The sequence below is a fragment of the Arthrobacter sp. 18067 genome, from assembly GCF_902706295.1.
Lineage (GTDB): Bacteria > Actinomycetota > Actinomycetes > Actinomycetales > Micrococcaceae > Arthrobacter.
In genome coordinates, this window is the sequence record NZ_CACSJJ010000005.1 from 177,216 (window position 1) to 204,064 (window position 26,849).

The window sequence follows — 26,849 nt, forward strand, 5'->3', positions numbered from 1 at the left end:
CTTGAAAATCTCTCGCGCCACAATTAGCTTGATCGACCTTCCACTTTTGGAACCCTTCGTGGTGTCCTACGCGTCCTACATGTCGATGCCCAGCGTGATGCTTACCCTGGAAACCGACGGCGGGCTGGTCGGGTACGGCGAAAGCGTGCCTGACGGTCACATTACCGGCGAGACACCAACTGGCGTGGTCGAAGCGCTCAAAACGGAACTGGTGCCCGCCGTTCTCGGTATGGATCCGCAGGACATCACCGCCATTCACCAGCGTCTCAACACGGTCCTTAAGGGTTGTGGCGCCGCCAAAGCAGCAATCGACATCGCCTGTTGGGACCTCGCAGGGAAAGCCGCGGGGCGCCCTGTCTACTCATTGCTGGGGGGGCGTCGGCCCGAACCGCCTACAATCGCCCGCGTGATGAGTATTCTGGCCCCGGAAGTTCTCGCGGAGCAGGCTATCGACGCTAAAAGCCAGGGCTACCGCCATCTCAAAATGAAACTCGGCGGCGGAGATGGGCAGGACGTCGAGCGAGTACGGGCTGTTCGTGCTGCCATCGGGAATGATCTGGGCATCCGTGTGGATGCCAACCAAGGTTGGGTGGACCCAGCCACGGCACGCAGCATGATCCGCGCATTGGAACCATTTGATATCGACTGGGTGGAACAACCTATCATCGCCGATGACATCGACGGCTTCCGTTTGGTGCGCCAAGACACCGGGATGCGGCTGATGGCCGACGAAGCGGTGGTGGACGCCCAAGATCTTGCCCACTTCGTCCGGGACCGCTCCGTGGACATGGTTAACCTCAAGCTGATGAAGAGCGGCGGCATCACCCCGTGCCATCGTCTGGCAACGCAAGCCGAATTAGGAGGGCTCAAGGTCCAGATCGGTTCAATGTTGGAGACCAGCATTGCCTCTTCCGCAGGCTTCCATTTGGCGCTGAGCCATCCGAATATCGTGTCCACTGAACTCTCCGGCCCACTGAAGTTCGCCAAAGAGCCTGGCGATTTGAAGTACGTGATTCCGGACGTCCACATAACAGAAAAACCGGGTCTGGGCGTGGACGTAGATGTGGATGTGCTGGCCGAACTCACCATCACCGAATGCGAGGTTTCAGCATGAACCAGGGAAAGGGAAATGTTCCAGCCAGTGCTGCAGCTGATCGGCGCGAAGCAATTCTGAGGGCCGCAGTCTCCCAAGGGCTGCTGCATCCGGAAGATGCCCTCGTTGCCGCCTTCATTGATTTGGACGGCGTTGCTGAGAACGTGGCCGCACTCCACCGTGAATTCTCCGACATCCCTGATGTTCTGCACGCCTTTGCAGCGAAAGCCAATTGTCTCGTCCCAGCGCTGGCAGCGCTGAAGGACCTGGAGATGGGCTGCGAAGTGGCCAGCGAAGGCGAACTTGCCCAAGCTCTGGCTGCCGGTTTCCCTCCTGCACGGATCGTGTTCGATTCGCCCGCCAAAACCGTAAGGGAACTTCGTCAAGCTTTGTCCCTTGGCGTTGCAATCAACGCCGACAACTTCCAGGAACTGGATCGAATCTCCCAAATCCTGGAGCATTCTCCCTCAGCATCAACCATTGGCGTGCGCATCAATCCGCAGGTCGGAGTCGGTGGCATCGAAGCCATGAGCACGGCTGGCGCAACGTCCAAATTCGGAATTGCGTTGAACGATGAGGGTAACCGTTCTCGCCTGCTCAACGCCTACAGGCAGTATCCGTGGCTTACCAGTGTGCATGCCCATGTCGGTTCACAGGGTTGCCCTTTGTCATTGATTACAGAGGGCATTTCACGTGTTGTTGAGTTCGCGGATGAAGTCAATACCGTTGCGGGGCGGGATCGGATCTCGACCATCGACATCGGCGGCGGACTACCGGTCGACTTCGAAACAGATGACCTGATTTCCCCGTTCGGGTCCTACGTCGAAGCGTTGCGGCACGAGGTGCCAGCACTGTTCAGCGGTCGATATTCCATAGTTACAGAGTTTGGCCGCACAATTATGGCCAAGTTCGGGTTCATCGCGGCGCACGTGGAATACACCAAGGAAGCCGGCGGCCAACAGATCGCCGTGACCCATGCAGGGGCGCAGGTGGCGATGCGCACGGTCTTCCTACCCGAGGTCTGGCCTGTTCGCGTTGTCGCACATGACGGCTACGGAGGGATCAAGGGCGGCGTCCTGGTCCCCCAGGATGTTGCCGGACCTTGCTGTTTCGCGGGTGATCTCGTGGCGAAGAACCGGCTCCTGCCTGTTCTCGAGCAAGGAGACATCGTGACGTTGTTGGACACTGGTTCCTACTACTTCTCAACACCGTTCAGCTACAACTCTCTGCCTGAGCCCGGCGTCTATGGAGCAACCGTTGAAGCAGACGGAACGGTGCGCTTCACCACGCTTCGCCTGCCCCAGACCATCGCGGACTTGTTGGAGCGCTCGGGGGCAAGCCAGCTTCCGGTTCCGGCTGTCCTGCCCTAATTCGACGAAGACGGTAGCCGGGTTCCGGAGGTTCCATGCGTAGATACGTGAAGACCCCCAGAACCCGGCGGTGGCTCCATCTATAGTGGACAGCTGATGCTTTGCCAGCTGCAGCAGCTGCCGGTTTCCAACTGCCTCGATTGCCACCTAACGCCCCGAATTAGGGGCTCTCCCAGCTTTCAGCCGTCGGAGTGAAGGACCAAGGGCGTCGCAGGCTCCGCAGCGGCTCATGAGGTGGGAGATCGGTTCCGCCTTCATCAGGGTAGGGCCGCCGGCCACCGGCTGGAGTGCGTTCGAGAACTCCGCTGCTGGTTACCTCTAGCAACAGGTACCTGACACCGCTGGCCTTGCCCTCACTTGTGGGTAAGAGCTGCAGCGAGCTCGTCGCTGCCCCGGTTCGGTTGCCAAGGAACTCTCAATAGCCCCGTTTCTTTAAAATATCGCCTAAGACACCCTATTTCGGCGCCTGTTGCAGGAGCCGAGCTAGGCGACCTAGCTTGAAGGCGAAACGCCCGTCAATAGGCCACATCAAAGGAGTATCAATGCAGATCCCCAACACATCGGAGCGAGCAGCGTTCACGGGCAGCAGTCGCGTTAAGCGGGGCATGGCTGAGATGCTCAAGGGCGGCGTCATCATGGACGTCGTTAACGTCGAGCAGGCCCGCATCGCTGAGGACGCCGGTGCCGTCGCCGTCATGGCGCTCGAGCGTGTTCCGGCCGATATCCGCGCCCAGGGCGGCGTGTCCCGCATGTCAGATCCGGACATGATCGATGCGATCATCTCCGCCGTGTCCATCCCGGTGATGGCCAAAGCCAGGATCGGCCATTTCGTCGAAGCCCAGGTCCTGCAGTCCCTCGGTGTGGACTACATCGACGAGTCCGAGGTCCTGACCCCGGCCGACTACATCAACCACATCGACAAGTGGAACTTCACCGTTCCCTTCGTGTGTGGTGCCACCAACCTCGGTGAGGCGTTGCGCCGCATCAACGAGGGCGCGGCGATGATCCGTTCCAAGGGTGAAGCCGGTACCGGTGATGTTTCCAACGCCACCGGGCACATGCGCCAGATCCGTTCCGAGATCGCCAAGCTCGCCGCCCTGCCGGAGGATGAGCTCTACGTTGCGGCCAAGGAACTGCAGGCCCCGTACGAGCTGGTCAAGGAAATCGCTGCCACGGGCAAGCTCCCGGTGGTGTTGTTCACCGCCGGTGGCATCGCGACCCCGGCTGATGCTGCGATGATGATGCAGCTCGGCGCCGACGGCGTGTTCGTCGGTTCGGGTATCTTCAAGTCCGGCAACCCGGCAGAGCGTGCCGCCGCCGTCGTCAACGCCACCGCCTATTACGACGATCCCGATGTCATCGCCAAGGTCTCCCGCGGCCTCGGCGAAGCAATGGTCGGCATCAACGTCGACGACATCCCCCAGCCCCACCGCCTCGCAGAACGCGGCTGGTAATCCTGACGCAAATGCTCCGCTTGAGAAACCCAAGATTAAGAGACCGGGTTCATATGTATCTACACGATATTCCGTTGGTGTTTGGGTGGATCTGTTTGACGGGAGCTGTCAGCTCAAGCAAGGGAAAATTACAGCAGGTACCTTTGACGCTATTTCTTGGGTTCCGGGGGAGGAATTGGCACCCAGAATCGCAGGGCCCCCTTCCACCTCCGGGCTCGTCGTTCGCCGAACCGAGTTCTGAGCAGTTACTTCTACTCACGGTTGCTAACGGGGTGCGCGGTTATTAATTGGACGAGAGTAGCAGAGCTACACGGGCGATCAGGCCGCAGCCAAATAGCCTTCGACGGAAATGTGCTGAGCGCAAGTGCTAAGCGTCCTGGGCTTTCGTCCCAGATGACCCTCCAGGCCGCCGCTCAGATCCGCGGACTCATTATTGATCGGGTGCTGCTACCGGGCGAAAAGATTCTCCAGGTCGAGTTGGCAGAGCAGATTGGCGTCTCGCGAAGTCCACTTCGGGAAGCGCTGCGGACCCTCGAGGCCGAGGACTTGGTTACTTATGAAGCGAACCGCGGCTATGTTGTGGCCAGATTCGATGACGATGATCTTATTCAGATTCTCGGAATGAGGTCTTTGCTCGAGGGCGAGCTGCTCAGGACGGTGGTGCGTCCTACTGCCGACCAGCTTGTAGAGCTTGAACGAATTAATACCAATCTCAAGGTCGCATTGGAGGCTCAGGATGTGACCGAGATTGTCGAGCTTAACCGCAGCTTCCATTTTTCGATTTTTGAGTTGTCGCCTTTGAAAATGGTGCGGCGGGAGGTGCTCCGGCTTTGGCAGTTGTCGGAGGCGCATAGCGCAGCTTGGTGGCGGGGCGTGCCTGAGGTGGTCTCTCGTATCGTTTCTGAGCACGAGGCGATCATCGAGACGTTGCGTCGTTATGACGTTGAGGATCTTGTGGTGGTGTGTGAGGCGCATCGTGTGGGGGGTCATGGGCATTCTCGGAGTGGGATGTTTGTTTCCTGATTTGTTGGTTTTTTGATTGTTCGTTGTTGTCGTTGGCGGGCAGGGGTTTGTCGGTGTGGTTGTTGCCGGTTTGCTCCTGGCCGCTTTCGTGTTGTTGGCCGGTTGTGGTGGGTCTGGCTGCTCTTTGATTGTTGTGTGTTGACGGTCTGTTGGCCCATCAGTATGCTCAAATGCATACAAAACTGTGGTCAAAATGAGGTGGTGGTGTTCCGTGGCGGTATCCGGTCCGAAGGTCACGTCCCTGGAAGCTTTTGAGGCTTCCTTGGGTGGGGTCAGGAGTGTCGCTCTGGGCGGGATGCTGCTGGAGAACCGGCCCAGCGCGCTCGTGCGGGCTCTGCTGCGGTCCGGGGTGAGCGGGCTTTTCCTGACGTCCGCGCCGGCCGCGTCGTGGGATGCGGATGTCCTGATCGGGGCCGGACGGGTCAGCCGTGTCCGTATCCCGCATATCTCGCTGGCCGGGATCGGGCTGGCTCCCGCGGCCCGGCACGCCGAGGGGTCGGCCGGGGTCGAGTATGAGCCGTGTGACGAGGCATTGCTGCTTGGCGGTTTCCTGGCGGCCAACCATCGGGCGCCGGTGCAGCCGCTGGATCATCTTGGCGTGAACGACCTCGTCGAGGGGAACCCGCTGGTCAGAGAGGTCGGGGGTTTCCGGGGCGTCGGGCCGCTGACGGTCGATGTTGCGTTCCTCCACGCTCCCGTGGGTGACCCGGCCGGTAACCTTGTTCACGCAGGCAGCCGGTGGGCTGACGTGCTCATCGCCCGGGCCGCCAAACGCGTCGTGGTCCAGGTCGACCGGCTCGTTCCCCGCGCCGAGCAGGTCGGAACGGTGTCCATCCCGGGGTACCTTGTCGATGAGATCGTGGAGGTCCCTTTCGGCGCCCATCCCCTCGGCAGCGTGGGAGGCTACGTCGCGGACCTGGACCATCTGGGCCGGTACGCCGAGCAGGTCCGTGCCGGGGGTTTCGCGGAGTATCTCGCGGATAACTGTCAGATCAGCCATGAGGACTACTTGGACCGGGTCGGAGACACTGTCCTGGCCGGACTTGTCGCGGAGGCGGCGGCATGAGCGCAACGATCCAGGAGCAGATGGCGATTGCGATGTCCCGCGAGCTGCGGGACAACGAAGTCGTCTTGACCGGGGCGGCCTCGGCGGTGCCCCTTGCCGCGAGCTTGCTGGCGCAGCGTTCCCACGCCCCGGGCCTGACCGTGCTCGGCGCTGGCGTTTACATCAACCCGCAACGGCTCGTTCCTGAGTTCTCCGCGGGATGGGACTGCAGACCGACCGCGGTCGGTGACCTCGGCGACGTCTTCGCGATCACTGAGCTCGGCATCGACGTCATGTTCTACGGCGGGATGCAGATCGATGAATTCGGTTGCGTCAACGTCCACGAAGTCGCCACGCCCAAGGGTCCTCTGCGCGGACCGGGGATGGCAAACACGATGCTCGGACACACCGCGAAGCGCACCATTCTCTTCACTTCACGCCATGAGCCGCGCACGCTCGTCTCGGCCGTCGATTTCGCCTCGGTCATCGGCCACGCCCGGCGTGGCCGGACCAGGTCCGAACTCGGGCTGCCCAACGGCGGCCCGGCAGCGCTGTTCACCCCTGCGGTGCTCATGCGCCCGAACGCAGAAGGTGCTTTCCGTCCGGACCTCACGTTCGATGACCGGCCGTGGCAAGAGGTCCTCGCGGGGACGGGGTGGGCGATCGACGAGCAGCGCCCGCCACGGTTCTACCCCACTGAAGAGGAACTGACGCTGCTGCGCTCCTCTGTTGATCCGGACGGCCTGCTCCGTGCTCAAGGCTGAGACGTTGCCGGCAACATGCCCCCCATCTGATACAACCAAGGAAGGCCCACGATGGTCACCGCTCGAAAACTCGGCTTCCCTCCTGTCGATCTGAGCGAGCACGAGCGCGACCTGGTCCGTTCGGTCCGCTCGTTTGCCCGCGCACGCAAGTTTCCCCCGTCCTCGGCGAGCCCGACCCGGGGAGGGTTCAGCCGGGAGTTCAGTGCCGAGCTCGCCGAGCAGGGCTGGGTCGGGATGACGATCCCTCTGCAGTACGGAGGCACGGAACGGACCACCGTCGAGCGGATACTTGTCGTCTCCGAGCTGCTCGCAGCCGGGGCCCCACTCGGCGCGCACTGGACAGCGGACCGCCAGACGGCACCGAGCCTGCTCATCAACGGCCCCGAGTCGCTGCGCCAGCTGCTCCTGCCGCAGATCGCGGCCGGACGCTGTCTGATCGCGGGCGGATTCAGCGAACCCGACTCCGGATCCGACCTCGCGTCCGTGCGAACCAGGGCCCGTCGCGTCGAGGGAGGGTGGCGGATCACCGGACGTAAGATCTGGACGACCGACGCGGACCAAGCCGACTACATCGAGGTCCTTTGCCGCACCAGCGACGGTGAGCGCAAGCATGAAGGACTGAGCCTCATTGTCGTTCCCATGGACACCCCGGGCCTTGAGGTCCACCCGATCGAGGGGATGGACGGTGAGCGGCACTTCAATGAGGTCATTCTCGAAGAGGTGTTCGCCCGTGACGACTGGCTGATCGGCAGCCCCGGTGCGGGCTGGGAGCAGCTTACTGCCGAGCTTGCGCTGGAGCGGGCCGGGCCCGAGCGTTATCTCACGACGATGCCCTTGTTCGAGGCCTTCGTCGATTCCCGGGCGCTGGCGCCGAACCCGGGCCAGGATTGGGAGCTTATCGGTCGTGTGGTCTCGCAGCAGATCGGGCTTCGTGAGATGACTTTGTCTATCGCCCGTCTCGTCGATGATGGCGGCTCGCCGGTGGCGGAGGCTGCCATGGCCAAGGACCTCGGGACCGAGCTTGAGCAGCTGCTTGTTGACGAGTTGTGGCCCTACCGGGCAGAGCCGCTCGCACCGGGCCCGGAGGGAACCCGGTTCCACGAGTTCCTTGACATCAACCGGCTACGGTCGCCCGTGTTCACCACCGCGGGCGGCACGAACGAGGTCCTCCGGTTGCTCGTGGGACGCCAGTTACGGGAGTGGTCCGACGGCCGGCGTTCCTGGGCTCTCTCATCCGATGTCGCAGCGACTGTTGCCACTGTCGCCGAGGATCTCCTTGAGCAGGGCACCGGTTCGGTGCCTCGCGATGCCGTCGACGCCCACTCGGTCGGGTTCGCTGGGCGGCTGGCGGGCGAGGGTTTCCTTGGCGTTGGCATTCCTGATGAGCTCGGGGGCGGCGGAGGAACGCTGGATGACATCCTGGACGTTATCGCCGCCGCGGCCTACAGCGGGGTGAGCCTGCCCGCTATCGAGGGCCCGCTGACCGCCGGTTGGCTCGCAGCTCAGGCCGGGATTGACCTTGACTGGCTCACCGAGCCGGCGGTCTTCGGCGGTGTCCTGGACTCAGCAGATCCCGCCGGGAATTCAGAGCTCTCCGGTTTGCCCCTGAACGGTCCCGGCGAGATTCCCTGGGCCCACGAGGGCACCCCGGTGGTCTTTGTCAGCGGCGCAGACTCCGGCCCGGTCACCGTGACCGTTGTCCCCGCCGGGGCTCTGGCCGGGACAGCCGGCGCGACGATTGCCGGGGAACCTGTGCTCAGGCAGGCACATCTGGCCGAGATGGCTGCCAGCCGTGTGGGCCGCATCGAGACTCCCGCGGCCGAGGTCATGCGAGAACTGCAGCTCCGCGCGGCCCTCGGGCGGTCGGTTGCACTGGCCGCGGCGATCCAACGAACCGCAGAGCTGGGGATCAGCTACGCCTACCAGCGGGAACAGTTCGGCCAGCCGATCGCCCGTTTCCAGGCCGTCCAGACCCACCTCGTCCGGGTGGCGTGCGAAGCCCAGCGAGTTGCCGTCGCCGTCGACGCCGCGCGCAAGCGTGCTTCGACCGGAATCCTCGACGCCGCCACGACCATCGCCGCTGCCCGCGTCCTGACCGGGGACGCGGCCATCTCCGCGGCCCGCACGATCCATCAGGTCCACGGCGCCATCGGCGTCACGATGGAGTACCCGCTCCAACGGCTCAGCCGCCGCCTGTGGGCGTGGTCCCTCGAAGACGGCGGGACGGCATCCTGGGCGCGCGAACTGGGCCAGGAAGCCTGTGCCCGCGGCGTCTGGGGACTGATCACGGGCGCCGACTGAACAGCGCAGGTGCTGGACGGTCCGGCCGATGACCTGCCCGTCCCGCCAGCGCCACCGGTAGCCCGAGGCGACCGGGGACAGGAACAACTCACTCATCTTTGACTAATGGAGGACAGATACATGGGATTCGAAGGCAAAGTAGTCTTCGTCACCGCAGCCGCAGGGGCGGGGATCGGCCAAGGCGTCGCCCGCGCATTCGCGGCAGAAGGCGCGACGGTAATCATCAGCGACCAGCACGCGGAGCGTACCGCGAAGGTAGCCCAGCAGATCCGCCAGGACACCGGAGCGGACGTGACCGGGGTAGCCTGCGATGTGCGCGACGAGAAACAGATCGACGACGTGATCGCCGACATCGTCGACCGGCATGGCCGGCTCGACGTCGTCGTGAACAACAGCGGACTCAACCAACTCGCCCCGATCCACGAGATGGAGACAGCGACCTGGCAGCTCGTCATGGATGTATCGCTGACCGGCCCCTTCCTCGTGACACGCCGGGCGTTGAACGTTATGCGGGACCAAGGCTCAGGCACGATCGTCAACATGGCCTCGATTGCCGGATGGATGGCTCCGGCCATCGGAGAATCCCACTACGCCGCCGCGAAAGCCGGAGTCATGGGCTTCACCCGGGCCGCCGCGATCGAGGCGGCACCCTTCGGAGTCCGCGTAAACGCGGTGGCTCCCGGACTGACATGGAACCCGTTCCTCGAGAAGATCTACAGCAAGGAATACGTTGACGAGATGGCACGCAAGACGCCGCTCGGCCGGCCAGGAATGCCCGAGGACATCGCCAACGCGGTGACCTTCCTCGCCAGCGACAAGGCGAGCTTCATCACCGGTGAGGTCCTCTGCGTCTCGGGCGGATACCACCTGCACACCTAGGAAACGGACCGTGGCCACACAAGACCTCCCCCTCGCCGGAGTCCGTATCGTCGATCTCAGCCAGATCGCCGCCGGACCCTTCGCGACGTCATTGCTCGGCGACTTCGGGGCCGACGTGATCAAGGTCGAGCCCCCCGACGGGGACCCCCTGCGTCAGGTCGACGAGGCCTTCGGCCCCGGCGAGAGCGCATACTCCTTCGCCGTCAACCGAAGCAAGCGCTCGATCAGGCTGGACCTGAAGACCGCTGACGGCAAGGCCGTCCTCCTCCGACTCCTCAAAACGGCCGATGTACTCGTGACCTCGATGCGGCCAGCGGCCGTGCGCCGGCTCGGACTCGACCACGCAAGCCTCGCCGATTCCTTCCCCGGGCTTGTCGTCTGCTCCATCACCGGCTGGGGCGGCGACGGACCCCTGGCCGACCGGCCCGGCATGGACATCCTCGCCCAGGCCCGCGGGGGCACCATGGGCACGACCGGCGAACCCGGGCGCTCGCCGGTTAAGGTGGCCCCGGCGGTCGCTGACTTCGTCGGCTCGTTCCTGGCCTGTAACGCGATCCTTCTCGGTTTGCGGGTGCGGGACCGTGACGGGGTGGGCCAAGAGGTTTCAGTGAACCTGTTGGATGGCCAGGTTGCGCTGTTGTCCAATCTCAGCGTCGCCTATCACCGGACGGGTACTCCTTTCGCGCCCCAGGGAGGTGCGACGAGCAACATTGTGCCTTATCAGGTCTTCGAAACGGGTGATGGCTGGATTGTCGTTGCCTGCCTGACTGAGAAGTTCTGGGAGGCGTTATGCCGCGCGCTGGAGAGACCTGATCTGTTCGATGATCCTCGGTACCGCACGAACGCTCAGCGGGTTGCCCACCGTGAGGAGCTCATATTCGACTTGTCGGCCACTTTCCGTGCTCAGGCGACGGGGCACTGGCAGGCGTTGCTGGACGCCGAAGATGTGCCGTGCAGCCCCGTGAATCGACTCCACGAGGTCTTCACTGATCCGCAGGTTGTCCACAACCAGATGTCTCTGGTGCTCTCGCATCCGCGTCACGGCGACATCGTGACGGTGAACAACCCGATCCGGATGCATGACACTCCCGCCCGGCCCTGGGGGTATCCGCCGGGGGCGGGCGAGCACACCGACGCTGTCCTGGGCGAGCTCGGCTATACGCCCGATGAAATCGGCCGGCTCCGGGACGGGGGAGCGGCTCTCTGATAGGCAAGGGTCGCCGTCGGGCGACCCTTGCCTATGCCCGGTGTCTTCCCGGGCCGTCAGGCTAGGCGGTTACGTTCCCTGCGTTGCGGGCCACAAGGAGCGACCAGGTGCTCTCAAGGACCACGACACCATCTTGGTTCCTCGCGGTCCGCTGTTCCGTGACCAGACCCTTGGTCCCGCTCCGGGTCACCGTGGCCTCCGTGAAGACGAGGTCGATGGTCAACGTGTCTCCGATCCGGGTCGGCGCGGGCCAGGAGCAGGTCACCGAGGTCATTCCGAGCAAGGCCGGCTGGAGCGCCGCGAACACGGGCAGCCGCGTTGTCATCCCTGAAGCGATGGACAGGACGAGGAGCCCGTGGGCAATACGTCCGCCGAACGGGGTCGAACGGGCGAAGTGCTCATCGACATGGAGGGGGTTGAAGTCGCCGGAGATCCCGGCGAAGCCGATGATATCGGCTTCGGTAATTGTCCTGCCCGGCGTGGTGAAGACCTGCTGGAGCGGGATGTCGTCGAAGTAGATCGGCTGGCAGAGCGCTTCGACGACCGCGTCACCGTTCATCGCTGGAAGGCGGGGGAGTTGCTCGGGAACACGGGACGGCGCTTCTCCTGCATGGCATTGAAGCCCTCGCGGGCGTCGGGACCGAAGAAACCGAGCATCTCCAGGGCAAGCGCAGATTCGAACATCGGAGCCGCCTGCTTGACCCAGAGGTTGAGGGACCGTTTCGTGGCGGTGATCGCGTGGGCGGGGCCGCGGGCGAGCTTCTCGGCGATCCGAAGCGCCTCGGCCTGGAGGTCTGCCGCGGGGACACATTTGCTGACGAGTCCGATCCGCTCGGCCTCGCGACCGTCGATGAAATCGCAGGTCAGCAGGTAGTACTTTGCTTTTGCGAGGCTCGTCAGCAAGGGCCAGATGATCGCGGCGTGGTCTCCGGCGGCGACCCCGAGGCGGATGTGTCCGTCGGTGAACCGGGCATCCTCGGCGATTATGCTGATGTCAGCCATCAGAGCAACCGCAAGGCCGGCACCGACCGCGACTCCGTTGATCGCCGAGATAACCGGCTTCGGGCAGTTCACGATGTCGTAGACGATCTCCGATGCTTCGGCGAAGAGCCGGTGGACGGTGTCGTAGTTGCCGAGGGTGTCCTCAACCATCTCGAAGTCGCCTCCGGCGGAGAAGGCCTCGCCCTCCCCGGTCACAATCACAACCCGGCACATCTCGTCGGCGGCGATGTCTCGCCATACTTTGCTCAGCTCAGCGTGGAGGATCGCGTCCATGGCGTTCTTCCGGTGCGGGCGGTTGATCTTCAACAGGAGAACCCCCTCGGAGGGGTACTCGAAGGTCAACCGGGTGTATGAGGACCAGTCCATGTCACATGCCTTTCGGGGGGCCCACTCGGGTGGGCGCTAGGGTTTGGGGTTCGGGAAGGGGTGGGGTCCCGCGCGACGAGCTCAGGCCCCGTGAACGATCCCCTCGGCGAAGAGATGACCGACCTCTTCGGGCGTCCGGCCGAGCTGGCTCAGGATCTCCCGACTCTGCTCTCCGACCGTGGGCGCCGTAGTGAGGAGCCGGTCGTCGGTGAAGGGTGCCAGAGCCAACGGCCATTCGGCGATTCGGGGTGTGCCGCCTGGCCCGTCGTCGCGGACCATGCCGCGGGCGAGGAAGTGCGGGTCCTTGGCCGGCTCGAGTAAGTCGTTGAGCGGGGCGACAGGGACGTCATGGCCGATGAGCAGCTGGACGAGCTCATCGCGTCCGAACCGGGCCACGCGCGGTCGCAGGATCGCATCGATCGTTGTGACTGCCTCGCGGCGTTGGGCGAATGTGCGGAACTCCTCCGATCGCAGGTCAGGCAGATCAAGGGCCTCGGTGAGACGGACCCAGAAGTGGTCCTCAAGGGCACCTATCGAGACGTACCCACCGTCGGCGGTGGCGTAGATGCCGTAGCCGGGACGGGCCAGGGCCGCGTCATTGGTCATGAGATGGATCGACTCAGCCAGCCGCGGCTCCATCATGGCGAGGGCACAGTCCGCCATCGCGACATCGATGTGCCGGCCGGTGAACCCGGCGGGGTCCTGCTGCTTCTGCAAGAGGGCGAGAACGATGCCGAGACTCGCGTACAGCGAACTGCCCAGGTCGGCAATGGGCAGGGTTGTTGGCACATAGTCCGCCACTGTTCCTTCGGCCGGCCTGGGGATCGCGCCCGCGAGTGCCAAGTATTGGAAGTCGTGTCCCGGTAGGTCACGGTAAGGGCCGAAGGAGCCGTACCCGGAGATCGAGACATACACAATCTTCGGGTTGACCGCGAGAGCGGCGTCGAACCCGACCCCCAAGCGTTCCATCACCCCGGGGCGGAACCCTTCGACGAGGACATCCGCCTGTGCGATGAGATCCAGGGCGATGCCGCGTGCTTCCTGGGTCTTAAGGTCTAGGGCGATGCTCCGCTTTCCGCGGTTCTCGGCATTGAAGATGGCCTCGCGCAGCCGGATCGCGTCGCCGCCTGGCCGCTCCACCTTGATCACATCACAGCCGAGCGCCGTCAGAAGGCGGGTGGTATGGGGCCCTGGCACCTGCTCGGAGAAGTCGACGACTTTCAGTCCGGCCAGAGGGGGAGTGGGGGCAGACATTCAGATACCTCGTACTGTTGGGCGGCGGTGCCGAAGAGTGACGGTCGAGACGCACGCAGTTCTCGTGTTCAAAAGTGTATGTATTATCGCATGCAAAGTTATACCATGGGTACTACCTGATCAATGAGGAGGCAGCGGTGCACGGTAGTCCGCCATCGGATTTGGACTGCCATCCCTCGCATGCGACAGGACATACGGCGGCATCGTCCGCTGGCCCCAACCGGACCTTCCATTGTGAAGACGGCACCTTGATCACCCGAAGTGAAGCGCGCTGCGCCCCTCTTGCCCAAAGGAAGACCTCATGACCTCGACTTACGTCTCCCCGTGGATGGATCCCGAACTGGCTGCCCTGCGCGACATGGCCCGAAAGTTCTTCACCGACGTCGCGGCCCCCGCTATGCCCAAATGGTCCGAGCAGCGGTTCGTTGACCGCGACTTCTGGCTGGCCGCCGGCGAACTCGGGCTCCTGTGCCCGACCGTTCCCGAGCGGTTCGGCGGAGCCGGCGGAACGATCCTGCACCAGATAGCCATCGTTGAAGAGCAGTCCAGCGTTCTCGAGAAAGGCTGGGGGAACAACGTCCACAGCGGTGTCGTCACCGACTACCTTCTCAAGTACGGCACCGAAGAGCAGTGCGAACGCTGGCTCCCCGGCATGGTCGAGGGCCGCCTCATCGGGGCGATCGCGATGACCGAACCGGGCGCCGGCAGCGACGTCCGGGCGATGGTGACCCGAGCCAGGCGCGAAGGTGACTCTTACGTCGTCAACGGGACCAAGACCTTCATCACCAATGGCCTCACCGCCGACCTCGTCATCGTCGCCGTCAAGGTGGAAGGGGCGGAGGACCCCAAAGCGATCACACTACTGGTCGTCGAGGCCGGGACCGAGGGCTTCCACCGCGGCCAGCCGTTGCGGAAGATCGGCCAGCACGCGGCCGATACCGCCGAACTGTTCTTCGATGAGTGCCGGGTTCCGATCGAGAACATGATCGGCGAGGAAGGCACCGGATTCCCCGCGCTGATGACCCAGATGCCCCAGGAACGGCTGATCCTCGGGGTCAACGCCGTCGTCCAGACTGAGAAGGCCGTCCGGCTCACCGTCGATTACGTCAAGGAGCGCAAGGTCTTCGGCAAGCCGCTCTTCGAGCAGCAGAACACCCGCTTCGAGCTCGCCGAGTGTCAGACAAAGGCCAAGGTCGCCCGAGTCTTCCTCGATCACTGCATCGTCGCCCACGGCTCCGGAACGCTCGATAACGAGACCGCGGCCATGGCCAAATGGTGGCTCTCCGACATTCAGTGCGAGGTCATCGACCGCTGCGTCCAACTGTGGGGCGGATACGGCTACATGGAGGAGTACCCGATCGCCCGGATGTATGCCGACGCGCGCGTGCAGAAGGTATACGGCGGGGCCAACGAAATCATGAAAGAGATCATCGCCCGGACCCTTTGAGCGATCACCACGAACAGGAGAAGCACAGTATGGCCAACCAACTTGACGGTCAGATTGCCGTTATCACCGGCGGTGCCGGCGGGCTAGGGAGCACGACAGCGATCGAGCTCGCCCGGGAGGGCGCCGGCGTCGTCATTGTCGACATCAACCAAAGCCGGCTCGACGCCACCGCCGACCGTATCCGGGACGAGGTACCAGGTGCGCAGGTCGATTCCCGGGTCGTCGACGTCACCGACTCCGCGTCGGTCGAGGACGCCTTCGGCGGCATTGCGGGAGCGCACGGCAGACTCGACATCCTGGTGACCGCACATGGATTCCCGCGGGACGCGCGGCTCCTGTCGATGTCCGACCAGGAATGGTCCGACGTCATCGCGGTCTGCCTGACCGGCACCTTCGTACCGATCCGGGCCGCGGCCAGGCACATGGTCGAACACAGCTACGGCAGGATCGTCACCGTCGCATCCCGGGCCTGGCACGGCAACCCGGGGCAGGCAAACTACTCCGCCGCCAAGGCAGGCGTGGTAGGCCTGACCAAGTCCGTCGCCAAGGAACTGGGCCGTAGCGGCATCACGGCCAACGCCATTGCACCCGGCCTGGTCCAGACAGAATCCCTGCGCGGACTCGAGCGCTTCGAGCAGATCGCCGAGCGGGCCATCCGGGACAACTCGGTCAAGCGCCTCGGCGAACCAGGCGACGTAGCCGCCGCCATCCGGTTCCTGGTCTCACCCGACGCGGGCTTCATCACCGGCGAGGTCGTTCACGTGTCCGGCGGCCGCTTCGGATAACCAGACAGAACGACCACCACAGACCCGGCATCCGACGCCGGCACCGCTCACATGAAAGGCAAACATGACAACTCTTGCATCCGCGCCCGAGTTCGCCGACCTGAACTATCTGGTGCGACCCCGCAGGGTCGCCGTCGTCGGCGCCTCTGGCCGCGAAGGGTCGCTCGGCCGGTCGACCTATGAGAATTTGCGGGACAACTCGGAGATCCCGGACGGAGTCTTCGCCGTCAATCCCGGCTGCACGGAAGTCCTTGGCGACCCCAGCTATTCCGCCGTGTCCGATATCCCGGGCGATCCGGTCGACGTCGCTGTCGTCCTCGTCGCTGCCGGACGTGTCCCCGCCGTCGTCGATGACTGCGCCGGCAGCGGGGTGAAACACCTCGTCCTGCTCAGCTCCGGATTCTCCGAGGCAGGCCCCGAAGGCAAGCTCCTCCAGGCGCAGGTGCTCGAGCGAGCCCGGGAAGCCGGCATCCGGGTCTACGGCCCCAACTCTCCAGGGCTGGCCAATGTCGCAGACCGTGCACTTCTGAGCATGTCGCCGGTCGCCTCGCAGGACCGGACCAGCGGTTGTGTCGGACTCGTCACCCAGGGAGGCGGAATCGGCCGGGCGGTCATGCAATGGATGGACCGCGGCCTCGGGATCGGACTGTGGTGCTCACCCGGAAACGAAGCAGATCTCGACGTCGCGGACTTCATCAACCACATGCTCGACGACGACCGGCTCAAGGTCGTCGGCGCCGTCGTCGAAGGCTTCAGCCAAGGACCGAAGTTCCTCGCCGTGGCAGCCAAGGCACGCCGGATCGGCAAACCCATCGTCATCCTCAAGATCGGCCGCTCCGAGTACGGACAGGAATCAGCTGCCTCGCACACTGCCTCGATCGCCGGAAACGATGCAGTCGCTTCGGCGGTCTTCGACCAGCACGCCGTGGTCCGGGTGGACGATATGGACGAGCTCGGTGAGACGCTCATGCTGTTCTCCCGCGCCGCACAGCTTGAGGGCGCGGGTTCCGCACTCGGCCGGCCCGGAGTCGATCCCGGCCAGACATGTGTCTTCACCTTCTCCGGCGGTGCCGCGTCGCTGGTCGCCGACCAGATCGGTGCCGCCGGGCTGACACTGGCCGAGTTCTCGGACGAGACGCTGACCGTGATCCGGGACCGCGCTCCGGACTTCGGCTTCGTGGACAACCCGGTCGACCTGACCACCGACGTCTTCACCGATCCGGACCTGAGCCGGGCGGTCCTGAACTCCATCTGCGCCGACCCGTCCGTCGGGTCAATCCTCTTCGCCGTCCCCGCAGATTATGGGCGGAACACTACCGAGGTCAGCAGGGACGCAGTCGAGATCTGCGCCGCGACCGGGACACTGCTAGTACCGGTCTGGATGTCCCCGCGCCGTGGTGAGGGCTACGAGCTTCTCGAGAAGGCAGGGACAGCTCCCTTCGCCAGTTCCCGAAGCGCGGTCCTGGCTCTCGCTCGGATCAGTCAATGGCGCAGCCTCGTCGACCCCCAAACCGGATCCTCGAAGGCCGCCCCGGAGCCCAGCGCGCACGGCTCAGCACACAAGTCGACGGCAGAAGGCGCGTTCTCCTACCCGGACTCGGTCACGCTGCTCATGCCGACCGGCGTACGTTTCCCCCAGGAGACCTTCGAGACGGACGCCTCAGGCGCCGCCGCAGCAGCCGAGCGGATCGCCGGGCCGGTCGCCATCAAACTCTCCGCCCCCGGCCTCATCCACAAAACCGAGGTCGGCGGAGTCCGGCTCGGAGTCCTCGGCGGCCCGCAGGCCAGGGCGGCATTCAGCGAAATGACTGACCCAGGACGCCTCGCACCCTACGGCTTCGAAGCCGATGGGGCCTACATCCAGGAAATGATCGGCGACGGCGTCGACCTTCTGCTCAGCGCGCACAACGACGAGGTCTTCGGCCCGGTCATCACCCTCGGCGCCGGCGGAGTGGACACGGAGCTGGCCAAGGACGTCCTCCACCTCGCCGTCCCCTTCGATACGGAACAGTTGGACCGGGCCCTGCACGCTTTACGGATCTTCCCCCGCATCCAGGGCTTCCGCGGAGCACCGGGCTACGACACGACGGTACTCGCCGACATTGTCGCCGCGCTCGCCGAAGTGTTCACCTCGCGCCCTGACATCGCGGAGATCGAGATCAACCCGCTGCGCCTGGTTCGCCGTGGTGACCGGACCGAATGTTTTGCTCTTGATGCCGTAGTCCTCCCGGCGTAAAATGTATGCAAAACTGAAGCCAATAAGGAGGCAAAGATGCCATACGTCGTAACCGAAGCCTGTGTCGACATCAAAGACAACAGCTGCATCGCCGAATGCCCGGTCGACTGCATCTACGAGGGCGAGCGGATGATGTACATCCAACCGGCCGAGTGCATCGACTGCGGGGCGTGCGAGGCGGCCTGTCCCGTGCAGGCGATCTACTTCGCTCCGGAGGTACCGCCGGAGCTGGAGCAGTTCGTCGGTTTCAACGAGGAGTTCTTCGCCGAGATCGGCTCACCCAGGTCATCCCGGAAATTCGGGAAGTCGGCCCGTGACGTTCCCGGGGTCGCAGCACTTCCGGCAAAGGGGACAGATTCATGAGCGGACGTCTCGAGGTCGCCGTCGTAGGTTCCGGACCATCCGGGGCGTACTGTGTCGGTGAATTGTGCGAGACAGCCGACCTGGATGTCCGCATCGATGTCTTCGAGCGCCTCCCGACACCGTTCGGGCTTGTGCGCTATGGCGTCGCCCCGGATCACGAGAAGATCAAGTCGATCACGTCTTCGTTCGACGAGATCTTCGAAGACCCGAAAGTGCGTTTCTTCGGAAACGTCAGGATCGGTGCCGATGTAGCGCTGGAGGAACTCCGCCAGCGTTATGACGCGGTCATCCTCGCGCACGGTGCCCGCTCCGACCGCACTCTCAACGTCGATGGCGAGGATCAGGAGGGGATTCATCCGGCCCGTGCCCTCGTTGACTGGTACTCCGGTCATCCGGACGGCCGGCCGGATGCACTGCGCTTCACCACCCGGAGCGTGGTGGTCATCGGGGCTGGAAACGTGGCCCTTGATGTTGCCCGGATGCTGTGCCGGACCCCGGAGGAACTTCGCCAAACCGATGTCCCCGAGTATGTCATCGAGGCCTTGGCGGCGAGCTCGGTGACCGACGTCCACGTCCTTGCCCGCCGAGGACCCGCCTTTGCGAAGTACTCGAACAAGGAGCTTCTTGAACTCGCGCACATGGAAGACGCGCGCGTGGTCATCGAACCGGCCGAGTTTGAGCTCGATGTCGAACAGAAAGCGCTATCGGACGCCAACGCCCAGGTGCGACGCCGGATTGAGATCATCAAGGAGGTCGCGGAGTCCGGACGACCGGACGCGTCGCGGCGGATACACCTGCGCTTCGGGCTCGCTCCGGAGACCTTCCTCGGCGACGGGCATGTCTCCGGCGTCCGCTGCACGTCGCCTCGTGGGGAGGTCGACATCGACGCCGGCCTCGTCTTCCGGTCGATCGGATTCCGCAGTGACCCCCTGGAAGGGGTTCCCTTTGACCCGCGGACTGCGACAGTGCCCAACGAGCGGGGCAGGGTGCTCGATGGCTCCGATACCGCGCGCGGTCTCTACGTCACCGGATGGGTCAAGCGAGGACCCAGCGGTGTGATCGGAACGAACCGTCGGTGCGCCATGGAAACGGTCGAGGCCTTACTCGAAGACTGGCGCTCCGGAGGGATCGGCGGGGCTGGACGTCCGCCGCACGTATCGGAGGTCGTTACCGACGGATCCGGCGTCGTCGACTGGGCTGGCTGGCGCGCGATCGACAATGCGGAAGTTGCCTATGGCGAAACGCTCGACCGTGGGCGGGTCAAGATCCACGATCTCGATGACCTGCTCGAGCACGCGCTGCGGGCAAAGCCGTGAGGATCGTCTGATCGGAAGGTGGGGCCGGCCTGTCTCGCCCGATGTGGTGTGCCCATCTTGGAGGGCACGCCACATCGGGGAGTGATGCTCAATCGGACACTGGTGACGCTGGCACTGGTCGGAGGTCGGCTGCCAGCGTTGTGACCCGGCCCAGGCCCTGGTCGAGGAACTGCAGATCGGCGCCGATGACGACGAAGGCGGCCCCGAGTTCGGTCCACCGCCGTGCATCGGCTTCCGCGGCTGCAAAGATGCCGAACGGGACTTTGTGGCGGGCGCAGGCCGCCGCTACGGTTTCGATCGCCGCGTCGACGTCAGGGTGCTTTAGCTGCGTGAGATGACCCATGGACACGGCCAGGTCTGCCGGGCCAACCATGATCAGATCCAGGCCAGGGGTTGCAAGGATCTTGTTGATGTTCCGCACCGCGACCGGGCTCTCGACCATGACCACGGTCAGGATCTCCTCGTCCGCCCGTATGAGGTAGGAAGACCGTCCGCCCTCGAGCCGCGCCGCGCGCCGGGGTCCGAAACCGCGGACACCGGCTGGCGGATACCGCGTTGCCGCCACCGCCGCCGCGCACGACACTCCGTCGACCACCCCTGGAATGACAACGCCCTCGGCGCCGAGGTCGAGGGCGAGGCCGATGGCTACCGGGTCGCAGTGGGGGACCCGGACGAGACTCGTGCTTGAGGCGCTCCGGAGGGCGATGAGCTGATTCTGGAGCGTCTCGCTGTTCACCGGGGCATGTTCGGTGTCGATCATGACGAAGTCGAGGCCGGCGCCACCGATCATTTCAGCGACGAGCGGATCGGTGACGGTCAGCGCAACCCCGAAGGCGGTACCTCCCGTGCGGATCAGTGACTTCACCCTGTTGTCGCGCATATCTGTCTGCCTTTCTTTCTGGACGAGGAACGCAGTTGCATTTCCAGTTGACGCCTTGTTCGGGTCAACCATATAGTCAAGTGTATGCATTTTTGCATGTAACGAAGAGGATGTGATGTGGGCAAAATCGGTGAAGGTCGGTTGGCCGGGAAAGTCGCCTTGGTCACGGGCGCTGCACAGGGGATCGGCGCTGCCATCGCGCAACGGTTCTGGGAGGAGGGCGCAAGCGTCGTCGTAACCGACCTCGCCCTCAATCTGGCTGCCGTGCTCCTCCATACCCGGGAGGACCGAGTCCTACCTGTCGATTTGGACGTTCGCTCCGCAGAAGGTTGGCAGCGGGCTGTCGCAGCGACGGTGCAGGCATTTGGCCGCGGACCGGACGTGCTCGTGCACAATGCCGGCGTCATGGTCCCGGGCACGGTGGAATCCCCGGACCTCAGCGCCATCGCCAATGCGTGGGAGGTCAACCTCCTCGGGCCAGTGCTCGGGACGGCAGCCTGCGTGCCTGCCATGAAGAACGCCGGAGGCGGGGCAGTGGTTGTCCTGTCGTCGATAGCGGCGACGACCGGAGCGGCCGGGTATATGCCGTACGCGGTGAGCAAAGCAGCCAGCATCCGCTACGTGAACCTGGCAGCTCATGAGCTTGGCGAGTACGGGATCCGGGTCAATGCCATTCTCCCCGGTGGGGTGGAGACCGCGATGAGTTCACGGGCCGACTTCCTTAGCCGGGACCTTGATGCGCTCTTCGGGCGAATGGCCGTACCCCGTATCGGGCGACCTCGTGAAATCGCTGACGCCGCTCTCTTCCTCACCAGCGAGGAATCCAGCTATGTCACCGGCACGACGCTCGTCGTCGATGGTGGGCAGACGCTCGGTCCGGTCCGCTCTGAGCGGTCCACTCCCATCAGTACAAACGCCAACGGATAGTGAGGGACGAAATGTCTGCACTCAACAGCGACGTGGTCCGCCTCGAATCGCCCGACTTCTACATCGAGGACCGTGAGACGGTCTATCCCCGGCTGCACGCCGAAGCCCCTGTTTTTCACTACGAACCGCTCGATATTCTCGTCCTGTCCAAGCAGGAAGACATTCGGCATGCGGCCCGGGAGGCCGAGATTTTCTCGTCTTCGCGTGGACTCCACCTCCACGAACTCCGGCTGGACCCGGCCGAGAAAGCTGTCTACGCGACGATCTACCACGAGGACGGAGAGCAGTTCGCGTACGCGGACCCGCCGCGCCATCGTGAGTTGCGCGGGATCGCCTCACGCAGTTTCGCTCCACGTTCCCTGGCCCGTCTGACGGCTCGGATGCAGGAGCACACCACCCGGCTCCTCGATAGCATCGAGCCCGGCGAGCCGATGGACTTCCTCGCCGACGTTGCCGCCATCCTTCCCATTCAAGTCGCCCAAGACTTCATTGGCCTGCCGGAGGGCAACGAGCCACAGGTCCTGCGGTGGAGCAATGCGCTTGAGTCGCTCAAGCTCGTGCGAGGACCGGATAACCTGCGTGCCGCAGTTGCCGAGCTCGGGACGATGAACGACTACTTCCGGGAACAGATCGCCTACAAGCGAGAGCATCCCGGCGAGGACCTCATCTCTTCGTTGCTTCAAGCTGAACTGGACGGGGCGCCCCTGTCCGAGGCAAACCTGCTCATTTACTGCGGAACCTTCCTGGCCGCGGGTAGTGATACGACGCGATCGCTCCTTTCGGGCATGCTGCACGCCCTGATCCAGCACCCGGCACAATGGGAGCTGCTGCGTGCGGACCGGTCCCTGGTTGAAGCTACGGTCGAGGAGTCCCTACGGTGGACGACCCCGGCGCGCGGATTCATGCGGACAGCCCTCCAGGACACGCAGATCCGGGACGTGGAAATAGCTGCCGGCAAGCGCGTCTATCTGCTCTTCGACGCAGGCAACCGGGACGCCGAAGCGATCCAAAACCCATGGATCTTCGATATCACCCGACCGCTTCCGATCCCACATCTGGCCTTCGGCTACGGCATTCATCAGTGCATCGCCGGTAACCTCGCCCGTCTTGAAGCGCGAATCCTGCTTTCGGCACTTCTCGACAGGTTCGAGCGGGTGGAACTGGCAGGGGAGCCGCAGGAGATCCGGCAGTTGCTCCGCGCCGGTTGGCACGACATGCCCGTCGTCTTCGATCCGGCCCCCCGTCCTCAGTCTCTCTGCCCGTTTAGCTGACTCACAACGATCACCCAACACCCAGACGAAGGAGATCCAATCATGTACATAGTCGACACCGATGCCACGCCCTATGAGCTGGTCTCGAAGGCCAACCGGCCCGGACGGATCGTCCGCAAGTTGGTCAAGGAGGGCGACGTCTCCCCGGGTATCGGCTTCACGGCCGACCTCGTCCGGTACGAGGGCGGGCAGGGCGAGCCGTTCTCGACGCCGCGCCACCGGCATATCTTCAACCAGATCCGGTACATGGTCAGCGGTACGGCCGACTTCGGAAACGGCCAGGAGGGCTCGGGTGGCCAGTCGGGATACTTCCCGGCCGGAGCGTACTACGGTCCCCAGGTCATCAACGAAGCTGAAGTCATGCTCATCCAGTGGGGCCCGGACTGGATGAACAGGGCCGACCATGATGCCACCTACGCGAAAATGCTCGAGAGCGGGGAATTCAAGGACGGCTATTACGTCACCAAGGACGAGCAGGGCGACGAAGTCCGTGCGGACGGCCGCAACGCCGTCTGGGAAACCTTCACGGGGAAGACCATCGTCTATCCGACACCGCACTATGGGCAGCCGATTCTCATGGACCCGCAGGGCTTCGGCTGGCGCTCAGCCGGGGAAGGCGTCGATGGAAAAATTCTGGGCACGTTCTCCGAGGACGAGGTTTATGTCGCCAACTACCAGTGGCATGACGGCGGCGTCCTCGAGCTGACACCGGAACGGCTTCAGCTCATGTGGATCATTTCCGGAAAAGCCCAGATTAACGGCGAGTCGGTCGGTGCGCGCACTGTTGTCTTCTCCGAGATCGGCGAGAACCTCCGCGTTGAGGGAACGGCTGAAACCCAGGCCGTTGTGTTCGGGCTGCCAACGCCCCAACACGCCTGAGCCGAGACCCCACCAACCAACATTTGCTACACGAACGAAGCGCCGCAGCCGATTGGCGGCGGCGGATGCCTGATTACAGGAGAGATGCTTGATGACCACGGTTACCGGCACGTCCGTGCCCTTGACACACCTCGACGCGTTCTACATCGGAGGAGAGTGGGTGAGGCCATCGAGTGAGGACTCGGTCGACGTCATCCACCCCGCCACCGAGGACGTCTACGCAACGGTCCCCTTCGCCCGCGAATCGGACATGAACCGTGCCGTGGCGGCAGCGCGGGAGGCTTTCGACAACGGGCCCTGGCCCCGTCTGACCCACAAAGAACGCGCCGGGTACATGCGTGCCATGGCCGACGAGTTGCGCAGGAGAACCGACGACCTCGCCGGAATCTGGGCCTCAGAGATGGGCATTCTCCACGTCGATGCCGTGACCCGCGGAGCGCGTATCCCGGGCATCTACGAGACCTACGCCGGATTCGCGGACACCTTCGACTGGACCGAACGGCACGAACCGGCAGGCGGCGGCTTCGGCATGCTGCTCCGGGAACCTGTCGGTGTCGTCGGCGCGATCATTCCGTGGAACGCTGCGATCGTTGCGATGAGTTTCAAGATTGCTCCCGCCCTGATCGCCGGCTGCACCGTTGTCCTCAAATCGGCTCCGGAGGCGCCGGTAAGCGCGTATCTGCTCGCTGAGGTCGCCCACAGCGTCGGACTTCCTCCCGGCGTGCTGAACATCGTCACTGCCGATCGCGAAGTCTCCGAGCTCTTGGTCCGCAACCGGGGCATCGACAAGATCAGCTTCACCGGCTCGACGGTGGCAGGCAAGAAGATCGCTGAGATCTGCGCTCAGCGTGTCGCTCGGGTCAACCTCGAACTCGGCGGAAAATCGGCCGCTCTCGTGCTCGATGACTACGACATCGCAACCGCGGCAGCCTCATTGGCCGGGTCCGCGACCGAACTCACAGGCCAGGTCTGCTCGGCACTGACCCGCGTCGTCGTCAGCCGGCACCGACACGACGAGCTCGTCGAGGCGCTCAGCGCCGAGTTCGCCAAGGTGCGGGTCGGGAACCAGTTCGATGCGAATTCTGACATGGGCCCGATCGCGATGAAGCGCCAGCTGGACATGGTCAATCGCATTGTGGCCCAAGGCGTAGAGCAAGGTGCAACCTTGGCCGCGGGTGGCCGTCGACCTGAAGGACTTGACCGTGGCTACTTCATCGAGCCCACGGTCCTCGGCAACGTCGACAACCAATCCGTCGTCGCGAGCGACGAGATCTTCGGCCCGGTCCTGAGCGTCATCCCGGCGGACAACGAACAGGACCAGATCCGCATCGCGAACGACAGCCGGTACGGCCTGAACGCCGCCGTCTTCACCAATGACGAAGAACGGGCCTGGGAGTTCGCCCGGCAGATTCGGTCCGGCACTGTCGGCCACAACGCCCACAGGAATTCTCACGCGATTGCCTTCGGCGGCTTCAAAGAGTCCGGCATCGGGCGTGAGGGTGGACGCGAAGGCTTGATTCCCTACACCGAAACGAAGGTCATCATCCTGGATCGAGAGCCGAAGAACGCGATCTAAGGAGCATCGATGACCATCTCCTCCCTGCCTGAGCTCACGTCAGAGAACGTGCAGATTGAGAGCCCCGAGATGTACCGGGAGGGTCGTGAACGCCTCTACGGGCGCCTCCAGCAGGAGGCGCCCGTCTTCCACTACAGGCCCCTGGACGTCTTCGTGCTCAGCAGGCATGAGGACGTCCGGTTCGCCGCGCGCACACCGGAAGTGTTCAGCTCAGCTCACGGACTCAACCTCTCCCAGCTGCGGCTCACCGAACCGGAGAAGGATGCCTATTCGGCCTTCTACGGCGCCGGCGAGCAGCTAGTCTTCGCGGATCCGCCGCGTCACCGGGACCTGCGCGCAGTCATCTCGCGTAGTTTCGCCCCCGGGCGAACAAAGAATGTCGACGCGTATGTCGCCGCGGAGGCCGAGCGGCTTGTCGCCGACCTGCCCGTCGGCGAGCCGGTCGATGCCGTTGGCAAACTCGCTGCGAAGCTTCCGGTGCGCATGATCGAGTACTTTTTGGGGCTGCCGCCCGGCCAAGATGACCGCGTTCAGGTCTGGAGCGACGCACTCGAACAGGTCAAGCTTGTGAGGGGCGCTGAAGCCATCAAAGCCCTTGTCGGTGTTTTTGCGACGATGGATGACTTCATTCGCGAACAGATCGAGAAACGACGCTCCTCACCCGGCGAGGACTTCATCTCCGGACTCCTTACGGCTCGGCTTGACGGTTCCCCGGTCCCTGACGAAACCCTCCTCACCTACTGCAAGACACTCATCGCCGGGGGAAGTGACGTTACCCGGGGATTATTATCCGGAATGATTCACGCGCTCGCCGAACGGCCCGATGCGTGGGCGCACCTTCGGGCGGCCACCGACCTCGTTGACGGAGCGGTTGAGGAGTCCCTGCGGTGGGTCACCCCGGCCCGAGGGTTCCTTCGCACGGCCCTGGAGGACACGGAAATCCGTGGAGTGCCAATCCAAGCCGGCCAGCGTGTCTATCTCCTTCTTGACGCGGCGAACCGTGACCCTGATGTCTTTCATGATCCGTGGATTTTTGACGTCGCACGACCTGAGGCGAAGCAGCATCTTTCGTTCGGCTTTGGAGTCCACGCATGTGTTGCTTCGCACCTGGCACGAACCGAGGCACGGTCGCTCTTGGCTGCTTTGGTGCGTCGCTTTTCGACGCTGGAGATTTCTGGCGAGCCGGAGCGAATCCACCAGGTCCTCAGGAACGGCTTTCATTCGCTCCCGATCGTCTTCTCGACCTGATAGCCATGCCCGGTCAGGGCTTTCGGCCGCGAACTCATGGCCGCGAACTCATGGCTGGGAAATGCCAGGGCTCGCGTCGTTCCGACTCGGAAATTGGATCACATCGCCCAGATTGAGGCTCTTGTGCATGGACTCATAGCCGAGGTTTATGGCTTCGAGCTTG

Annotated in this window: 23 protein-coding genes; 19 read left to right on the top strand and 4 right to left on the bottom strand. The window is 63.9% G+C overall.

Annotated elements, in window-relative coordinates:
* The first annotated feature begins 1 nt into the window (after position 1).
* From GVL04_RS07105 to GVL04_RS07145, 9 genes are all read left to right on the top strand, one after another.
* A complete protein-coding gene (locus tag GVL04_RS07105; RefSeq protein ID WP_159701700.1) occupies positions 2–1,114 on the top strand; it encodes a mandelate racemase/muconate lactonizing enzyme family protein in 1,113 nt (370 codons plus the stop codon).
* A complete protein-coding gene (locus GVL04_RS07110; RefSeq protein ID WP_159701703.1) occupies positions 1,111–2,463 on the top strand; it encodes a diaminopimelate decarboxylase in 1,353 nt (450 codons plus the stop codon). Before GVL04_RS07105 ends, GVL04_RS07110 begins: the two co-directional genes overlap by 4 nt.
* A gap of 542 nt (positions 2,464–3,005) precedes the next feature.
* Positions 3,006–3,917, top strand: coding sequence for a pyridoxal 5'-phosphate synthase lyase subunit PdxS (gene pdxS / locus GVL04_RS07115; protein WP_159701706.1), 912 nt, complete (start codon positions 3,006–3,008; stop codon positions 3,915–3,917).
* A gap of 393 nt (positions 3,918–4,310) precedes the next feature.
* Complete coding sequence (locus tag GVL04_RS07120; protein WP_159701709.1) at positions 4,311–4,940, top strand: GntR family transcriptional regulator; 630 nt, start codon at positions 4,311–4,313, stop codon at positions 4,938–4,940.
* A 211-nt stretch (positions 4,941–5,151) separates the two neighbouring features.
* On the top strand, positions 5,152–6,006 hold the full coding sequence (locus GVL04_RS07125; RefSeq protein WP_159701712.1) for a CoA transferase subunit A: 855 nt from the start codon (positions 5,152–5,154) through the stop codon (positions 6,004–6,006).
* Positions 6,003–6,749 carry a CoA synthetase gene (locus tag GVL04_RS07130; protein WP_159701715.1) on the top strand — a complete coding sequence of 249 codons (747 nt, stop codon included), beginning with the start codon at positions 6,003–6,005 and terminating at the stop codon, positions 6,747–6,749. The genes GVL04_RS07125 and GVL04_RS07130 overlap by 4 nt, the downstream gene beginning before the upstream one ends.
* Positions 6,750–6,800: 51 nt before the next feature.
* Positions 6,801–9,050: an acyl-CoA dehydrogenase family protein gene (locus GVL04_RS07135; RefSeq protein WP_159701718.1), complete on the top strand. Its 2,250-nt coding sequence runs from the start codon at positions 6,801–6,803 to the stop codon at positions 9,048–9,050.
* A gap of 120 nt (positions 9,051–9,170) precedes the next feature.
* Positions 9,171–9,929, top strand: a complete 759-nt coding sequence (locus GVL04_RS07140) for an SDR family NAD(P)-dependent oxidoreductase (protein WP_159701721.1) — start codon at positions 9,171–9,173, stop codon at positions 9,927–9,929.
* 10 nt (positions 9,930–9,939) lie between these two features.
* Positions 9,940–11,136, top strand: a complete 1,197-nt coding sequence (locus tag GVL04_RS07145; protein WP_159701724.1) for a CaiB/BaiF CoA-transferase family protein — start codon at positions 9,940–9,942, stop codon at positions 11,134–11,136.
* 61 nt (positions 11,137–11,197) lie between these two features.
* Here the strand turns inward: GVL04_RS07145 and GVL04_RS07150 are convergent, their stop codons facing one another.
* From GVL04_RS07150 to GVL04_RS07160, 3 genes are all read right to left on the bottom strand, one after another.
* On the bottom strand, positions 11,198–11,695 hold the full coding sequence (locus GVL04_RS07150) for a MaoC/PaaZ C-terminal domain-containing protein (protein ID WP_159701727.1): 498 nt from the start codon (positions 11,693–11,695) through the stop codon (positions 11,198–11,200).
* On the bottom strand, positions 11,692–12,504 hold the full coding sequence (locus tag GVL04_RS07155) for an enoyl-CoA hydratase/isomerase family protein (protein ID WP_159701730.1): 813 nt from the start codon (positions 12,502–12,504) through the stop codon (positions 11,692–11,694). Before GVL04_RS07155 ends, GVL04_RS07150 begins: the two co-directional genes overlap by 4 nt.
* Positions 12,505–12,585: 81 nt before the next feature.
* Positions 12,586–13,758 (bottom strand): CaiB/BaiF CoA-transferase family protein, encoded by a 1,173-nt coding sequence (locus tag GVL04_RS07160; RefSeq protein ID WP_159701733.1) that lies wholly within the window; start codon positions 13,756–13,758, stop codon positions 12,586–12,588.
* A 301-nt stretch (positions 13,759–14,059) separates the two neighbouring features.
* Here GVL04_RS07160 and GVL04_RS07165 point away from each other — a divergent pair, with 301 nt between their 5' ends.
* The 5 genes from GVL04_RS07165 to GVL04_RS07185 all read left to right on the top strand — a co-directional run bounded on the left by GVL04_RS07165 (position 14,060) and on the right by GVL04_RS07185 (position 19,905).
* Complete coding sequence (locus tag GVL04_RS07165; protein ID WP_159701736.1) at positions 14,060–15,205, top strand: acyl-CoA dehydrogenase family protein; 1,146 nt, start codon at positions 14,060–14,062, stop codon at positions 15,203–15,205.
* 29 nt (positions 15,206–15,234) lie between these two features.
* The gene (locus GVL04_RS07170) at positions 15,235–15,990 is read left to right on the top strand and encodes an SDR family NAD(P)-dependent oxidoreductase (RefSeq protein WP_159701739.1); all 756 of its coding nucleotides are present in this window, start codon (positions 15,235–15,237) and stop codon (positions 15,988–15,990) included.
* Between the two features lie 64 nt (positions 15,991–16,054).
* Entirely contained in the window at positions 16,055–18,226 is a 2,172-nt protein-coding gene (locus GVL04_RS07175; protein ID WP_159701742.1) for an acetate--CoA ligase family protein, read from the top strand.
* A gap of 36 nt (positions 18,227–18,262) precedes the next feature.
* Positions 18,263–18,589 carry a ferredoxin gene (gene fdxA, locus GVL04_RS07180; RefSeq protein ID WP_159701745.1) on the top strand — a complete coding sequence of 109 codons (327 nt, stop codon included), beginning with the start codon at positions 18,263–18,265 and terminating at the stop codon, positions 18,587–18,589.
* Complete coding sequence (locus GVL04_RS07185; protein WP_159701748.1) at positions 18,586–19,905, top strand: FAD-dependent oxidoreductase; 1,320 nt, start codon at positions 18,586–18,588, stop codon at positions 19,903–19,905. The genes fdxA and GVL04_RS07185 overlap by 4 nt, the downstream gene beginning before the upstream one ends.
* Before the next feature lie 88 nt (positions 19,906–19,993).
* On the opposite strand, the gene GVL04_RS07190 is transcribed toward GVL04_RS07185, so the two are convergent.
* Entirely contained in the window at positions 19,994–20,785 is a 792-nt protein-coding gene (locus GVL04_RS07190; RefSeq protein WP_159701751.1) for an HpcH/HpaI aldolase/citrate lyase family protein, read from the bottom strand.
* Between the two features lie 117 nt (positions 20,786–20,902).
* On the opposite strand from GVL04_RS07190, the gene GVL04_RS07195 reads away from it, so the two are divergent.
* The 5 genes from GVL04_RS07195 (at position 20,903) to GVL04_RS07215 (ending at position 26,686) form a co-directional block, all read left to right on the top strand.
* Positions 20,903–21,712: an SDR family NAD(P)-dependent oxidoreductase gene (locus tag GVL04_RS07195; RefSeq protein ID WP_159701754.1), complete on the top strand. Its 810-nt coding sequence runs from the start codon at positions 20,903–20,905 to the stop codon at positions 21,710–21,712.
* Positions 21,713–21,723: 11 nt separating this feature from the next.
* A complete protein-coding gene (locus tag GVL04_RS07200) occupies positions 21,724–22,983 on the top strand; it encodes a cytochrome P450 (RefSeq protein WP_159701757.1) in 1,260 nt (419 codons plus the stop codon).
* Between the two features lie 42 nt (positions 22,984–23,025).
* A complete protein-coding gene (locus tag GVL04_RS07205; protein ID WP_159701760.1) occupies positions 23,026–23,862 on the top strand; it encodes a hypothetical protein in 837 nt (278 codons plus the stop codon).
* Positions 23,863–23,953: 91 nt separating this feature from the next.
* Entirely contained in the window at positions 23,954–25,438 is a 1,485-nt protein-coding gene (locus tag GVL04_RS07210; protein WP_159701763.1) for an aldehyde dehydrogenase, read from the top strand.
* Positions 25,439–25,447: 9 nt separating this feature from the next.
* Positions 25,448–26,686, top strand: coding sequence for a cytochrome P450 (locus GVL04_RS07215; RefSeq protein ID WP_159701766.1), 1,239 nt, complete (start codon positions 25,448–25,450; stop codon positions 26,684–26,686).
* Positions 26,687–26,849 lie beyond the last annotated feature (163 nt).

Excerpts from the sequence above, each read along its gene's own strand:
- GVL04_RS07110 (WP_159701703.1), top strand. The coding sequence starts at position 1,111 with ATGAACCAGGGAAAGGGAAATGTTCCAGCCAGTGCTGCAGCTGATCGG.
- pdxS (WP_159701706.1), top strand. The coding sequence starts at position 3,006 with ATGCAGATCCCCAACACATCGGAGCGAGCAGCGTTCACGGGCAGCAGT.
- GVL04_RS07120 (WP_159701709.1), top strand. The coding sequence starts at position 4,311 with ATGACCCTCCAGGCCGCCGCTCAGATCCGCGGACTCATTATTGATCGG.
- GVL04_RS07130 (WP_159701715.1), top strand. The coding sequence starts at position 6,003 with ATGAGCGCAACGATCCAGGAGCAGATGGCGATTGCGATGTCCCGCGAG.
- GVL04_RS07135 (WP_159701718.1), top strand. The coding sequence starts at position 6,801 with ATGGTCACCGCTCGAAAACTCGGCTTCCCTCCTGTCGATCTGAGCGAG.
- GVL04_RS07140 (WP_159701721.1), top strand. The coding sequence starts at position 9,171 with ATGGGATTCGAAGGCAAAGTAGTCTTCGTCACCGCAGCCGCAGGGGCG.
- GVL04_RS07150 (WP_159701727.1), bottom strand. The coding sequence starts at position 11,695 with ATGAACGGTGACGCGGTCGTCGAAGCGCTCTGCCAGCCGATCTACTTC.
- GVL04_RS07155 (WP_159701730.1), bottom strand. The coding sequence starts at position 12,504 with ATGGACTGGTCCTCATACACCCGGTTGACCTTCGAGTACCCCTCCGAG.
- GVL04_RS07160 (WP_159701733.1), bottom strand. The coding sequence starts at position 13,758 with ATGTCTGCCCCCACTCCCCCTCTGGCCGGACTGAAAGTCGTCGACTTC.
- GVL04_RS07165 (WP_159701736.1), top strand. The coding sequence starts at position 14,060 with ATGACCTCGACTTACGTCTCCCCGTGGATGGATCCCGAACTGGCTGCC.
- GVL04_RS07170 (WP_159701739.1), top strand. The coding sequence starts at position 15,235 with ATGGCCAACCAACTTGACGGTCAGATTGCCGTTATCACCGGCGGTGCC.
- GVL04_RS07175 (WP_159701742.1), top strand. The coding sequence starts at position 16,055 with ATGACAACTCTTGCATCCGCGCCCGAGTTCGCCGACCTGAACTATCTG.
- fdxA (WP_159701745.1), top strand. The coding sequence starts at position 18,263 with ATGCCATACGTCGTAACCGAAGCCTGTGTCGACATCAAAGACAACAGC.
- GVL04_RS07185 (WP_159701748.1), top strand. The coding sequence starts at position 18,586 with ATGAGCGGACGTCTCGAGGTCGCCGTCGTAGGTTCCGGACCATCCGGG.
- GVL04_RS07190 (WP_159701751.1), bottom strand. The coding sequence starts at position 20,785 with ATGCGCGACAACAGGGTGAAGTCACTGATCCGCACGGGAGGTACCGCC.
- GVL04_RS07200 (WP_159701757.1), top strand. The coding sequence starts at position 21,724 with ATGTCTGCACTCAACAGCGACGTGGTCCGCCTCGAATCGCCCGACTTC.
- GVL04_RS07205 (WP_159701760.1), top strand. The coding sequence starts at position 23,026 with ATGTACATAGTCGACACCGATGCCACGCCCTATGAGCTGGTCTCGAAG.
- GVL04_RS07210 (WP_159701763.1), top strand. The coding sequence starts at position 23,954 with ATGACCACGGTTACCGGCACGTCCGTGCCCTTGACACACCTCGACGCG.
- GVL04_RS07215 (WP_159701766.1), top strand. The coding sequence starts at position 25,448 with ATGACCATCTCCTCCCTGCCTGAGCTCACGTCAGAGAACGTGCAGATT.